This window comes from Streptomyces sp. NPDC051064 (genome assembly GCF_044455985.1).
Taxonomy (GTDB): Bacteria; Actinomycetota; Actinomycetes; order Streptomycetales; family Streptomycetaceae; genus Streptomyces.
Genome location: NZ_JBITFK010000005.1, coordinates 564,955 through 578,749 on the forward strand (window position 1 = coordinate 564,955; position 13,795 = coordinate 578,749).

General features: G+C 70.7%; 10 protein-coding genes. 4 read left to right on the forward strand and 6 right to left on the reverse strand.

Annotated elements, in window-relative coordinates; translation table 11 throughout:
• Nucleotides 1-22 precede the first annotated feature (22 nt).
• Nucleotides 23-1,375 (reverse strand): M16 family metallopeptidase, encoded by a 1,353-nt coding sequence (locus ACIBCU_RS20770; protein ID WP_399232952.1) that lies wholly within the window; start codon nt 1,373-1,375, stop codon nt 23-25.
• Between the two features lie 246 nt (nt 1,376-1,621).
• Here ACIBCU_RS20770 and ACIBCU_RS20775 point away from each other — a divergent pair, with 246 nt between their 5' ends.
• The gene (locus tag ACIBCU_RS20775) at nt 1,622-4,072 is read left to right on the forward strand and encodes a DNA topoisomerase (ATP-hydrolyzing) subunit A (protein WP_399232954.1); all 2,451 of its coding nucleotides are present in this window, start codon (nt 1,622-1,624) and stop codon (nt 4,070-4,072) included.
• A 24-nt stretch (nt 4,073-4,096) separates the two neighbouring features.
• Here the strand turns inward: ACIBCU_RS20775 and ACIBCU_RS20780 are convergent, their stop codons facing one another.
• The gene (locus ACIBCU_RS20780; protein ID WP_399232956.1) at nt 4,097-5,158 is read right to left on the reverse strand and encodes a CobW family GTP-binding protein; all 1,062 of its coding nucleotides are present in this window, start codon (nt 5,156-5,158) and stop codon (nt 4,097-4,099) included.
• 20 nt (nt 5,159-5,178) lie between these two features.
• Nucleotides 5,179-6,342, reverse strand: a complete 1,164-nt coding sequence (locus ACIBCU_RS20785) for a citrate synthase (RefSeq protein WP_399232958.1) — start codon at nt 6,340-6,342, stop codon at nt 5,179-5,181.
• Between the two features lie 141 nt (nt 6,343-6,483).
• Here ACIBCU_RS20785 and ACIBCU_RS20790 point away from each other — a divergent pair, with 141 nt between their 5' ends.
• The gene (locus ACIBCU_RS20790; protein ID WP_399232960.1) at nt 6,484-7,827 is read left to right on the forward strand and encodes a citrate/2-methylcitrate synthase; all 1,344 of its coding nucleotides are present in this window, start codon (nt 6,484-6,486) and stop codon (nt 7,825-7,827) included.
• 27 nt (nt 7,828-7,854) lie between these two features.
• On the opposite strand, the gene ACIBCU_RS20795 is transcribed toward ACIBCU_RS20790, so the two are convergent.
• Nucleotides 7,855-8,865 (reverse strand): LacI family DNA-binding transcriptional regulator, encoded by a 1,011-nt coding sequence (locus ACIBCU_RS20795; protein ID WP_399232961.1) that lies wholly within the window; start codon nt 8,863-8,865, stop codon nt 7,855-7,857.
• Between the two features lie 191 nt (nt 8,866-9,056).
• On the opposite strand from ACIBCU_RS20795, the gene ACIBCU_RS20800 reads away from it, so the two are divergent.
• Together ACIBCU_RS20800 and ACIBCU_RS20805 are read left to right on the forward strand one after the other, a co-directional pair.
• On the forward strand, nt 9,057-10,781 hold the full coding sequence (locus tag ACIBCU_RS20800) for a sensor histidine kinase (RefSeq protein WP_362940972.1): 1,725 nt from the start codon (nt 9,057-9,059) through the stop codon (nt 10,779-10,781).
• A complete protein-coding gene (locus ACIBCU_RS20805; protein ID WP_399232964.1) occupies nt 10,778-11,455 on the forward strand; it encodes a response regulator in 678 nt (225 codons plus the stop codon). The genes ACIBCU_RS20800 and ACIBCU_RS20805 overlap by 4 nt, the downstream gene beginning before the upstream one ends.
• Before the next feature lie 14 nt (nt 11,456-11,469).
• Here ACIBCU_RS20805 and ACIBCU_RS20810 read toward each other — a convergent pair whose 3' ends face one another.
• Together ACIBCU_RS20810 and ACIBCU_RS20815 are read right to left on the reverse strand one after the other, a co-directional pair.
• Nucleotides 11,470-13,062: a cation acetate symporter gene (locus tag ACIBCU_RS20810; protein WP_399232966.1), complete on the reverse strand. Its 1,593-nt coding sequence runs from the start codon at nt 13,060-13,062 to the stop codon at nt 11,470-11,472.
• The gene (locus ACIBCU_RS20815; RefSeq protein WP_399232968.1) at nt 13,059-13,529 is read right to left on the reverse strand and encodes a DUF485 domain-containing protein; all 471 of its coding nucleotides are present in this window, start codon (nt 13,527-13,529) and stop codon (nt 13,059-13,061) included. The genes ACIBCU_RS20810 and ACIBCU_RS20815 overlap by 4 nt, the downstream gene beginning before the upstream one ends.
• Nucleotides 13,530-13,795 lie beyond the last annotated feature (266 nt).

Here is a 13,795-nt window from a genome sequence, read left to right on the forward strand (position 1 = left end):
ACTCCAGTCACGGCGGCGTCGGTCACTTGTCGGCCCCCTCGGGCGCGTCGGTGCCCTCGGTCTCGTCGGCCGGTTCGACCGGCTCGTAGACCAGGACCGCACGGTTGTCGGGGCGCAGGTGCGCCCGGGCGGCTGCCTTGACCTCGTCGGCCGTCACTTCGAGCACACGGCCCACCGCGGTCAGGGCGAGCTGCGGGTCGCCGAACAGGACGGCGTAACGGCACAGTTCGTCCGCGCGGCCGGCGACCGTGCCGAGACGGTCGAGCCACTCGCGCTCCAACTGCGCCTGAGCGCGTTCCATCTCCTCCGGCGTGGGGCCCTCCTCGGCGAAGCGGGCCAGCTCCTCGTCGACGGCCGCCTCGATCTGCGGCACCTCGACGCCACCGGACGTCTTGACGTCCAGCCAGCCGAGCGACGGCGCGCCGGCCAGCCTGAGCAGCCCGAATCCGGCGGCCACCGCCGTACGGTCGCGGCGCACCAGCCGGTTGTGCAGGCGCGACGACTCGCCGCCGCCGAGCACGGTCAGGGCCAGGTCCGCGGCGTCGCACTCGCGGGTGCCGTCGTGCGGCAGCCGGTAGGCGGCCATCAGCGCACGCGCGGGGACCTCCTCCTGGACCACTTCGCGCAGCTGCTCGCCGATGATGCCGGGCAGCGTGCCGTCGCGCGGGGGCTGCTTGCCGTCGTGCGAGGGGATGGAGCCGAAGTACTTCTCGATCCAGGCGAGCGTCTGCTCCGGGTCGATGTCCCCGACCACGGAGAGCACGGCGTTGTTCGGCGCGTAATACGTACGGAAGAACGCCTGCGCGTCCTCCAGCGTCGCCGCGTCCAGGTCGGCCATCGAGCCGATCGGCGTGTGGTGGTACGGGTGGCCGGCCGGGTAGGCGAGAGCGGTGAGCTTCTCGAAGGCCGTGCCGTACGGGACGTTGTCGTAGCGCTGGCGGCGCTCGTTCTTCACGACGTCCCGCTGGTTCTCCATGGACTCCTCGTCGAGCGCGGCGAGCAGGGAGCCCATCCGGTCGGCCTCGAGCCACAGGGCCAGCTCCAGCTGGTGCGTGGGCATCGTCTCGAAGTAGTTGGTGCGTTCGAAGCTGGTCGTGCCGTTCAGGGAACCACCGGCCCCTTGCACCAGCTCGAAATGCCCGTTCCCCTTGACCTGGCCGGAGCCCTGGAACATCAGGTGCTCGAAGAGGTGAGCCAGACCCGTGCGCCCCTTGACCTCGTGGCGGGAGCCGACGTCGTACCAGAGGCAGACCGCGGCGACGGGGGTCAGATGGTCCTCGGAGAGCACCACGCGCAGGCCGTTGGCCAGACGGTGCTCGGTCGCCGTCAAGCCGCCGGAACCGGCCTGGGCTGTGGCCGTGTGACCCATGGGCATGTACGTCCCTTCGATCGGTACAGGATTTCCTGCCGGACCTGCCACTCTAGGCAAGCGCACGGGCACCTGGCGAAGTTCCCGCCGGGTGATTGTTGTCGTAGATACTGCCGTGAACGGGGGCTCCGCGGAGGCCCTGAGGACCGCTTCGGACGGGTCGAGGTCGGTGTTGTCAGTACGGCGGGCCACAATGGTCCGCGTCAGAACCTGAGGTTGCCCGACAGAATCTGTGAAGGAGTCGCAGCCGCGATGGCCCGCCGCAGCACGAAAACCCCGCCGCCGGACGACTTCGAGGAGAAGATCCTCGACATCGACGTCGTCGACGAAATGCAGGGCTCCTTCCTCGAGTACGCGTACTCGGTGATCTACTCCAGGGCTCTGCCCGACGCCCGCGACGGCATGAAGCCCGTACACCGCCGCATCGTGTCCCAGATGAACGAGATGGGGCTCCGCCCCGACCGCGGCTACGTGAAGTGCGCACGCGTCGTCGGCGAAGTGATGGGCAAACTGCACCCGCACGGTGACGCGTCGATCTACGACGCACTGGTGCGCATGGCACAGCCGTTCTCGATGCGCCTGCCCCTCGTCGACGGGCACGGCAACTTCGGCTCGCTGGGCAACGACGACCCGCCGGCCGCCATGCGGTACACCGAGTGCCGGATGGCCGACGCCACGTCGCTGATGACGGAGTCGATCGACGAGGACACCGTCGACTTCCAGTCGAACTACGACGGCCAGGAGCAGGAGCCGGTCGTCCTCCCGGCCGCGTACCCGAACCTCCTGGTCAACGGCGCTTCCGGTATCGCGGTCGGCATGGCGACCAACATGCCCCCGCACAACCTCGGCGAGGTCATCGCCGCCGCCCGCCACCTCATCCGGCACCCGGGCGCGGACCTCGAGACGCTGATGCGCTTCGTCCCGGGTCCCGACCTGCCCACCGGCGGCAGGATCGTCGGTCTCGGCGGCATCAAGGACGCCTACGCCGCCGGACGCGGCACGTTCAAGATCCGCGCCACGGTCGCCATAGAGAGCGTCACGGCCCGTCGCAAGGGTCTCGTCGTCACCGAACTGCCCTTCACCGTCGGTCCGGAGAAGGTGATCGCCAAGATCAAGGACCTCGTCGGTTCGAAGAAGCTCCAGGGCATCGCGGACGTCAAGGACCTCACCGACCGGGCGCACGGTCTGCGTCTGGTGATCGAGGTCAAGAACGGCTTCGTGCCGGAGGCCGTGCTGGAGCAGCTCTACAAGCTGACGCCGATGGAGGAGTCCTTCGGCATCAACAACGTCGCGCTGGTCGACGGACAGCCGCTCACCCTGGGGCTCAAGGAGCTCCTCGAGGTCTATCTCGACCACCGCTTCGACGTGGTGCGCCGGCGCAGCGAGTTCCGCAGGACCAAGCGGCGTAACCGGCTGCACCTGGTCGAGGGCCTCCTCGTGGCGCTGATCGACATCGACGAGGTCATCCGGCTCATCCGGGACAGCGACAACTCGGCGCAGGCGAAGGAGCGCCTGATGGAGCGCTTCTCGCTGAGCGAGATCCAGACCCAGTACATCCTGGACACCCCGCTGCGCAGGCTCACGCGCTTCGACAGGATCGAGCTGGAGAGCGAGCGCGACAAGCTCACCGAGGAGATCGCCCAGCTGACCGCGATCCTGGAGTCGGACGCCGAACTGCGTAAGCTGGTCTCGGCCGAACTGGCCGCGGTGGCGAAGAAGTTCGGCACCGAGCGGCGCACGGTGCTGCTGGAGTCGGCGGGTTCGCAGGTCGCCTCGGTGCCGCTGGAGGTCGCGGACGACCCGTGCCAGGTGCTTCTCTCCTCGACCGGCCTCCTGGCCCGTACGGCCAACGCCGAGCCGGTCCCCCAGGCCGAGGACGCCAGGCGCACGAAGCACGACGCGATCGTCTCCGCCGTCCCCGCGACGGCGCGCGGGGACGTGGGCGCGGTGACGTCCACCGGACGGTTGCTCCGGCTCTCGGTGATCGACCTGCCGCAGCTGCCGGACACCCATGCCGCTCCGAACCTGTCGGGCGGTGCCCAGATCTCGGAATTCCTGACGCTGGAGCCGGACGAGGAGCTGATCTGCCTCACCACCCTCGACGAGGAGCCGCAGGGCCTGGCCATCGGCACCCTGCAGGGCGTGGTGAAGCGCGTGGTGCCCGACTACCCCGCCAACAAGGACGAGTTGGAAGTCATCTCGCTGAAGGACGGTGACCGGATCGTCGGCGCCAAGCAGTTGCGTACGGGCGAGGAGGACCTGGTCTTCATCACGTCCGACGCCCAACTGCTGCGCTATCCGGCCGCGTCGGTGCGTCCGCAGGGACGCCCGGCGGGCGGCATGGCGGGTGTCAAGCTCGCGGCGGGCGCCACTGTTCTCTCGTTCGCGGCGGTGGATCCCTCCGCGGACGCGGCTGTGTTCACCGTCGCCGGATCGCACGGCACGCTGGACGACTCCGAACGGACCTGGAAGCTCACCCCGTTCGACCAGTATCCACGCAAGGGCAGGGCCACCGGCGGGGTGCGCTGCCAGCGCTTCCTCAAGGGGGAGGACGTCCTGGTGTTCGCCTGGGCGGGCGAGACCCCGGCACGGGCGGCCCAGAAGAACGGCGCACCGGCCGAGCTTCCGGACCCGGATCCGCGCCGTGACGGTTCGGGCACACCGCTGACGAGTCCGGTCGCGGTGATCGCCGGGCCTCTGTAGGACATCCGGCCGGGCGGCAGGGGCTCAGCCCTCGTCGTCCGGCTGCCGTACGTACCGCAGGACGCCCCACATGCTGCGCTCCAGCTCCTCGGTGGCGTCCTGCCACGCGTCCTGGCATGCCTCCAGCTCCTTGTGCAGGGCCGCGGCCTCGATACCGGAGCCGATCAGCACCAGCTGGGTCCGTCGCGGTTCGTCACGGGCCCAGCGCTCCGGAACGAAGCGCAGGAACCTCCCCACGGCGTGCAGGGCGTAACGGTTACCGGGGTCGCCCGCACCGAAGTCGGCGAACCCCTTGATCCGGTAGAGGCCCGCCGGCCTGGAGTCGAGGAACGCCATGAAGCGGCGGGGGCTGAGCGGCACGTCCGCGGTGAAGGAGACACTCTCGTACGCCGCGTGCAGGTGCTCCTCGTGCGCGCGGTCGGCCTCGGGGAGCAGGTCCTCGAACGTCAGCTGGCGGAACGAGTCGTCCTCGTCCGGCCGGAGCACGGGATCGAAGAGCAGCTCCGGGTCGATCCTGCCGTACGCGGCGCGGATGACCGCCGCCCTGGCGCCCGCCGTCCCGACCGTCTCCCGCACCGCCGCCAGTTCCGCGTCCGAGACCCGGTCGGTCTTGTTCAGGACGATCAGGTCGGCGGCCACGAGGTGGCGGTCGATCTCGGGGTGGCGCTGCCGCGTGGCGGGGAATTCGGCCGCGTCGACGACCTCGACCAGTCCCCCGTACCGGATGTGCGGATTGTCGCTGGCCAGCAGCATCCGTACGAGTTCCTGGGGCTCGGCGAGACCGCTGGCCTCGATGACGATCACGTCGAGGCGCGCGGCGGGCCCGGTCAGTGTCTCCAGATAGGTGTCGAGCTCGCTCGCGTCGACCGCGCAGCACAGACAGCCGTTGCCCAGTGAGACCGTCGATCCGACCTGCCCCGCGACGGTCATGGCATCGATCTCGATGGACCCGAAGTCGTTGACGATGACGCCGATCCTGTTGCCCGCCCTGTTACGGAGCAGATGGTTGAGCAGTGTCGTCTTGCCGGATCCGAGGAACCCCGCCAGGACGACGACCGGGATCTGCGGGGCGTGGGGCGGGGTCAACGGGGCCTTCCTCGGGTCGTTCAGAGTGCCGGTACGGGCTGCGGAGGCGGGGGCCCGGCATAACGGGCCGCCGGGCGGATGATCTTCGGGTCCTCCGCCTGCTCCAGGATATTGGCGCTCCAGCCGACCATGCGCGCGGCACAGAAGGTGGGCGTGAACATCTCACGCGGCAGCCCGCAGAGCTCCATGACGACACCGGCGTAGAACTCCACGTTCGTGTGCAGCTCGCGTCCCGGCTTGAGCTCGGCGAGGATCGCCTCCACTTGGCGTTCGACCTCGACGGCGAAGTCGACGAGCGGACCCCCGAAGCTCTGCGCGACCGAGCGGAGCATCCGTGAGCGCGGGTCCTCGGTGCGGTAGACGGGGTGCCCGAATCCCATGATCCGTTCCCCCGCGAGGACCCGTCCACGGATCCAGCCGTCGATCCGGTCCGGGGTGCCGATGGCGTCCAGGGTGTCCAGCGCCCGGCTGGGCGCGCCGCCGTGCAGCGGGCCGGAGAGCGCGCCGACGGCTCCGACGAGGCAGGCGGCTACATCGGCGCCGGTGGAGGCGATCACTCGGGCGGTGAACGTGGACGCGTTGAAACCGTGGTCGACGGTGGAGACGAGGTACCGCTCGACGGCCGAGGTCCGTACGGCGTCCGGTTCCTCGCCGGTGAGCATGTACAGGTAGTTCGCGGCGAACGGGAGGTCGTCACGCGGTTCGACCGGCTCCAGTCCCTGGCCGAGGCGGTACAGGGAGGTCAGCACCGTGGGGACGGCCGCACATACGGCGAGGGCGTCCTCACGCCGGCGGTCGGCCCCGATGTCGTACACCGGACGGAACCCGGCCGAGGCGCCGAGCAGCGAGAGCGCCGTACGAAGGCCGGCGAGCGGGCCGGAGAGAGCCCCGGCCCGGGCGATGGCGGGCAGCGCCTCCCGCACCTCTGCGGGCAGCCGGCGCAGGCCGGCCGTGCGGGCGGCGAAGCCGGCGCTCTCGGTCCGGCCGGGCAGCTCGCCGTGGAACATCAGGTACCAGACGTCCTCGAAGCTGCGGCTCTGTGCGAGCTCGACCGCCGAGTACTGCCGGTAGTGGTAGAACCCCTCGCGCCCGCGCACGTCGCCGAGCGCGGTGTCGGTGACGATCACGCCGGCGAGACCCCGGGGGACGTCGAGCGGGGCGGTTTCCGTATGCGAGGCAGGCATGGCAGGTCTCTCCTCCACCGATGAGCGATATATTGATTCGACTGTCCATGGTTGACTTTGTCATTGTCAATATTGATTGAATCAATATGAAACGTCGTTGGAGGTGATCCCCCATCCATGGACATGGATACGGTGGGCGCCATGACGCATGACTCGGCGCACGGAACCGGTACGCAGGACTTGGGAGCCGAGGGGGCGCCCCACAGGCTCACCACCCGGGAGGCGGCCGAACGCCTCGGGGTGAAGTCCGAGACCGTGTACGCCTACGTGAGCCGGGGGCAGCTGACCAGCAAACGGAACCCCGGCGGACGCGGCAGTACGTTCGACGCCACGGAGGTCGACGCCCTGGCCCGCCGGACGGGGCGCAGGGAGCCTGCGCCGTCCGCCGCGGGCGACCTGGTCTTCCGCACCGGCATCACGCTCATCGAGCCGGACCGCTATTTCTTCCGCGGCGTCGACGCGACCGAACTCGCCCGTCACCACGGCTACGAGGAGGTCGCCGAGTGGATCTGGACCGGCGAGCTCCGTCCTGGCATCCGCTTCACCGCGGCGCGCGAGTCCCTCGCAGCGGCCCGGCGGACGGCCGCCTCGATGCCGCGGCACAGCAGCGCGACGGACCGGCTCCGTGCCGCTGTCGCCGCGGCCGCGTCCGCAGACCCCCTGCGGTTCGACCTCTCTCCCGAGGGGGTGCTCAACAGCGCACGCAACCTGATCCCCACCCTGGTCGGCGCGCTGCCGGCAGCCGGGGGCGCGGCCGACGGCGAGGTCGAGGCCGAGGGCTCTCTGGCCGCCCGGCTGTGGACGAAGCTCTCCGCCCGGCCCGCGGACGCTGCCGCACTGGCCGTGCTCGACACGGCGCTCGCACTGCTGGCCGACCACGATCTCGCGGCCTCGACCCTGGCGGTACGGGTCGCCGCCTCGACCCACGCGAACCCGTACGCCGTGGTCTCCGCGGGACTCGGCGTGCTGGAGGGCCCCCTGCACGGCGCCGCGAGCGGGCCGGCACACCGGATGCTGGCCGAGGTCGTGGACCGGGGCGGCGCGGCTCCGGTCGTCGCGGACCACCTGCGCGCCGGCCGACGGGTACCAGGGCTCGGCCACCGCCTGTACAGGAGCGAGGATCCGCGGGCGGGCGAGCTCTTCTCGCTGCTGGACGAGATTCCGCAGGCGGCCCCGGCGGTGGCGGCGGCCCGTGACGTGGTCGCGACCACCGCCCGCCACACACCTCTGCACGCCAACGTCGACCTGGCCCTGGCCGCCCTCTCGGTCGCGTACGGCATGCCCGCCGAAACGGGTGAGACCGTGTTCGCCGTGTCCCGCACGGCGGGCTGGATCGCCCACGCGATGGAGGAGTACACGGAACGGCCGCTGCGCATGCGTCCCAGCGGGCAGTACACCGGCCCGCGCCCGCCCCAGCCGCTGCCTGCCCCGAAGGCTGCCACGCCGGAGGGTGCGGGGCCGGAGGGTGCGGGGCCTGCAAATTAGCTACAACCGGCGGAAATTCTCACCGGGCTACGACCGGGGCGGGCGGGCCGTGGAGCCACGGACGACCAGTTCCGGCTCGAAGAGGAGCTCGTCCGACGGCACCGCGCGCCCCCCGATCTGCACGGAGAGCAGCTCGACCGCGGCCCTGCCCATGGCCTCGATCGGCTGGCGCACCGTGGTCAGCGGCGGTTCGGTGCAGTTCATGAACGCGGAGTCGTCGTAGCCGACGACGGAGACCTCCCCGGGCACCGACAGTCCCCGGCGCCGCGCCGCGCGTACCGCACCCAGGGCCAGCGGGTCGCTGGCGCAGATGATGCCCGTGATCCCCTGGTCGAGCAGCCGTGTGGCGGCGGCCTGGCCGCCCTCGAGCGAGAACATGGCCCGCGAGACGCACTCGTCAGGCACGGTGGCCCCCGACTGTGCGGCCAGTGCGCGGGCGGCGGCGAGCTTGCGCTGCGAGGGCATGTGGTCGGCCGGGCCGAGGACGAAGCCGATCCGCTCGTGGCCGAGCGAGACGAGATGACGCCAGGCCTGCTCGACGGCCACCGAGTCGTCGCAGGAGACCGCCGGGAACCCGAGATGCGCGATGGCGGCGTTGATCAGGACGACCGGGATCTTGCGGTCGGCGAGCACCTTGTAGTGGTCGTGGGGGGCGTCGGCCTGGGCGTACAGACCACCGGCGAACACGACTCCGGACACCTGCTGCTGCAGGAGGAGCTCCACGTAGTCGGCCTCGGAGACCCCGCCCTTGGTCTGCGTGCAGAGCACCGGGGTCAGGCCCTGCTGGGCGAGCGCGCCTCCGACCACTTCGGCGAAGGCCGGGAAGATCGGGTTCTGCAGCTCGGGCAGGACCAGTCCGACGAGCCTTGCACGCTCACCGCGGAGCTGCGTCGGACGCTCGTAACCGAGCACGTCCAGGGCGGAGAGAACGGCTTGGCGTGTGGCGTCCGAGACACCCGGCTTGCCGTTCAGCACGCGGCTGACCGTGGCCTCGCTGACTCCTACTTTCTGGGCAACCTGAGCAAGTCGTCGCGTCATGAACGCAAGATTAGCGCAAGAATCGCAAAAATATTGCGTCAGGGTGGATACCCATGGAACGCTCACAGATGGAGGGGCGGGAGGGCAAGAGCCCGGCCTGACCGGCGATCGGAGAACGGTCGGCAGGCGAACGACGGGCGATCGGCCTCCGAGATTTCGGTGAGCGCGGATTGCCCCTTACCGTTCGTACGATGAGCGCCCTACGGACCACCCCACGGGGACCGCGCCGGTTCGGCTGGCCGCGGCGGGTCTTCTCGCAGGTCCTGCTGATGCAGCTGGCCATCATCACCGGCGTCACGGTCCTCGTCACGGGCCTCTTCCTGGCACCCCTCAGCGCCCAGCTCGACGACCAGGCGATGCGCCGCGCCCTGGCGATCGCTCAGTCCACGGCGGCACAGCCGCAGATCTCCGCGTCGCTGCTCACCACCGAGCCGCGCCCGGGCGGCGCCGTCCAGGCCGCGGCGGAGCGGATCAGGCGGGCGACCGGTGCCGAATACGTCGTGGTCATGGACAGGCAGGGTGTGCGCTGGTCGCACACGGACTCCTCCCGCATCGGCGACGTCGTCTCCACCGACCCCAGTGCGGCGCTCGCCGGCAGGTCCGTGATGGAGATCGACAGCGGCACGCTCGGACGTTCGGCGCGCGGCAAGGTACCGCTGCTCGACGGATCGGACCGGGTCGTCGGTGCCGTCTCGGTGGGCATCGCGTACGACAGTGTCCGCGCCCGGCTTCTCGCCGCGATCCCCGGGCTGCTCGCCTACGCGGGCGGGGCGCTGGCCGTGGGAGCCCTCGCCGCCTATCTGATCTCCCGCCGTCTCCAGCGGCAGACGCATGACCTGGCGTTCTCCGACATCGCGGCGCTTCTCACCGAGCGCGAGGCCATGCTGCACAGCATCCGTGAGGGCGTCGTCGCGCTCGACCGCACAGGGCGCATCAGGCTCCTGAACGACGAGGCCCAGCGACTGCTCGGGCTCGGCCCCGAGGCCTCGGGGAAGCAGCTCGACGAGGCACTGGGCGAGGGGCGCACAACCGACGTGCTGGCCGGGCGGGTGGTCGGCGACGACCTGGTGACGGTCCGCGGCAACCGCGTGCTCCTCGCCAACCGGATGCCGACCGACGACGGCGGGGCCGTCGCCACGCTGCGCGACCGTACGGAACTGGAGTACCTCGGCCGTGAACTCGACTCCACCCATGGCCTGATCGATGCGCTCCGCGCCCAGGACCACGAGCACGCCAACCGGCTGCACACCCTCCTGGGGCTGCTGGAACTGGAGATGCACGAAGAAGCGGTGGAGTTCGTCACGGAAGTCGTCGGCGTCCACCGGGCGACGGCCGAGCAGGTCACCGAGAAGGTCCACGACCCCCTGTTGGCCTCGCTCCTGGTGGGCAAGGCGACCGTGGCCGCCGAGCGCGGTGTCGCTCTGCGCATGGCGGCGGGAACCCTCCTGCCGGACCGGCTGGTGGACCCACGCGGACTCGTCACGGTCCTCGGCAATCTGGTGGACAACGCCCTGGACGCGGCCGCGGGGACCCCCGACGCACGGATCGAGGTCGGGCTGCGGGCCGAGGGCCGTACGGTGGTACTGCGGGTGCGCGACAGCGGCCCCGGCGTTCCGGCCGGTGATCACGAATCCATCTTCACGGAGGGCTGGTCGACCAAGGAACTCCCGGCCCACGGAAAGCGGGGCCTGGGGCTGCCGCTGGTGCGGCGGCTCGCCGAGCGACAGGGTGGCAGCGTATCCGTGTCGAGCGCCCCCGAGGGCGGGGCGGTGTTCACCGTCGTCCTTCCGGAGGCTCTGGGCGGCACGGAACGGCAGGGCGTCCAGGCGCCCGGAAGCCCGGAACGGCCCGGCTCCCCCACCGCGGGCGGCCCGTCGGCCCCCGTACGGCCCGCGACGTCAGGAGACGCCCAGTGATCGAGGTTCTCGTCGTGGACGACGACGTACGGGTCGCCCGGATCAACGCCGCCTATGTCGCCAAGGTGCCCGGGTTCCGGGTGGCCGCGATGGCCCACTCCGCGACAGAGGCTCTCGCGAGGATCGGCGAGGTGCCCATCGATCTGATCCTGCTCGACCACTATCTGCCGGACCGCAACGGCCTGGCCGTGGTGCGTGAGCTGCGTGCCCTCGGTCATCACACCGATGTGATCATGGTGACGGCCGCCCGCGACGTGGCGACCGTACAGGCGGCGATGCGCCACGGCGCCCTCCAGTACCTGGTCAAGCCGTTCGCATACGCCGGGCTTCGCACCAAGCTGGAGGCGTACGCGGCGCTGCGCCGCACCTTCGAGAACGGCGGCGAGGCCGAGCAGACGGAGGTGGACCGGCTGTTCGGGGCCTTGTGGGCCACGGGCGGGTCCGACCTCCCCAAGGGCCATTCGACGACGACCGCGGAACTGGTCCGCCAGGCCCTGCGTGCTGCCGACGGGCCGCTCTCCGCTCAGGAGGTCGCGGAGAGCGCCGGGATGAGCCGGCAGACGGCCCAGCGCTATCTGAAGCTGCTCGAACGCACGGGCCGCGTGCGGCTCTCCCTCAAGTACGGCGAGACGGGCCGCCCCGAACACCGGTACATCTGGGCCACCGGTTCCTGAGGGCGCGGCCCCGCCTATGCCGCCCCCGCCCCGGTGAGCGACCGGACCTCCGTCTCCGCGTGCTTGGCCGGGTCCGGCGGCTCGGGTGAGGTGACCGTGCCGATCCAGCCGGCCAGGAAGCCCGCCGGGATCGACACCAGTCCCGGGTTCTCCAAGGGGAAGAGGGCGAAGTCCACGCCGGGGAAGAGCGAGGTGGCGCTCCCCGAGACGACCGGCGAGAGCAGGACGAGCAGGACGGCGGGGATCAGTCCGCCGTAGACGGCCCAGACCGCGCCCCGGGTGGTGAAGTTCCGCCAGAACAACGAGTAGAGCAGCGCCGGGAGGTTGGCCGAGGCGGCGACCGCGAAGGCCAGGCCGACGAGGAACGCGACGTTCAGATTCTGGGCCAGGAGGCCGAGTCCGATGGCCACCACCCCGACGCCCGCCGCGGCCACCCGGGCCACGCCCACCTCGCTGCGCTGCTTGGCACCCGGCCTCCGGAACGAGGCGTACAGGTCGTGGGCGACGGAGGCGGAGGAGGCGAGGGTGATCCCCGCGACCACGGCGAGGATCGTGGCGAAGGCGATGGCGGCCACGACGGCGAAGAGCACCGTGCCGCCCGTGGATCCCTCACCGCCTCCGAGGACGAGCGCCAGGAGCGGGACAGCCGTGTTCCCGGAGGCGTTGGACGCCCGGACGTCCGCGGATCCGACGAGCGCGGCCGCTCCGAACCCGAGCACGATGGTCATCAGGTAGAAGCCGCCGATGAGCCCGATGGACCAGACGACGGAGCGCCGGGCCGCCCGGGCCGTGGGGACGGTGTAGAAGCGCGACAGGATGTGCGGCAGCCCGGCCGTGCCGAGGACGAGCGCCAGCCCGAGGCTGATGAAGTCGAAGCGCGCCGTCCAGCTCCCGCCGTACCTCAGGCCCGGCGAGAGGAAGTCCCGTCCGTGGCCGCTGCGTTCGGCGGCGGAGGTCAGCAGGGCGTTGAGGTCGCCGTGGAAGCGGAGAAGGACGAGCACGGTGAGCGCGACGGCGCCCGCCATCAGCAGGACCGCCTTGACGATCTGGATCCAGGTCGTGGCGCGCATGCCGCCGAGCGACACGTAGACCACCATCAGCGCTCCGACCCCCACCACCGTCCAGGATCGGGCGGTGTCGCTCGTGCCTCCGAGCAGCAGCGCGACGAGGCTCCCCGCACCCACCATCTGGGCCACCAGATAGAGCACCGAGACGGTGACCGACGAGGTGCCCAGCGCCGTGCGCACCGGGCGCTCCGCCATCCGGGCGGCGACCACGTCGGCGAGCGTGAACCGCCCGCAGTTGCGCACGAGTTCGGCGACGAGGAGCAGGACGACGAGCCAGGCGACGAGGAACCCGACGGAGTAGAGCATGCCGTCGTAGCCGAACAGGGCGATCAGCCCCGAGATGCCGAGGAAGGACGCCGCGGACATGTAGTCACCGGCGATGGCGAATCCGTTCTCCATGGGGGAGAACAGACGTCCGCCGGCGTAGAACTCCTCGGCGGACCCCTGCCTGTTGCGGCTGACCCAGGTGGTGATGCCGAGCGTCACGGCGATGAACACGCTGAACAGCAGCAGCGCCAGCGTCTGATGGTCCCCCCTCACCGGCGGATCCCTCTTGTCATCTCCTGTGTGTCCCAGCGCAGTTCCAGAGCGGCACGGTCCCGGTGCAGACGCGCGTGTCGGGCGTACGCCCAGGTGAGCAGGAAGGTGGTGAGGAACTGCCCGAGTCCGGCGACCATGGCCACATTGAGCGCGCCGGCGACGGGACGCGCCATAAGGTCGTGGGCGGTGGTGGCCGCGATGACATAGGCCAGATACCAGAGCAGGAAGGCGACTGCGGCGGGAACCACGAACCGCCGGTAGCGACGGCGCACTTCGCGGAATGCGGGGCTGTCCTGCACCTCCAGATAGATCTCTGCCGCGCTCCGGCCCTGCTCCTGTGACCGGGGCCCTCCGTCGGGCGCACCGGCCTCCGCACCGTCCGGCTCGCCCCACACCGTGCCCGACGCCTCGTACCACGGGTCGTCGAGCCGCATCGCTGCGGCCCCCGGCCCTGCTTCCTTCTCCACCGATAACTCCCTTGTCCACGAGCCTCTTCGGCCGCGTAGCCAAGAATGGGCAGACCGGGAAGATCCCGGGCACTTCATTCGCCGTGCTTCACCATTTCAGGTGACGGAAGTGCCGGGTGGGTGTGCGAGTCCCCGGCCATAGGCGTAGCGCACGGCCAGCGCGTTCTTCCGCGAAGCGGCCTGGCTGCTGATCGAGCGGGATCTTCGACGCTACGGAGGCACGGCGGTCAGGGGATCGGCTCAGAGGCTGACCGTGGGTGGAGAAA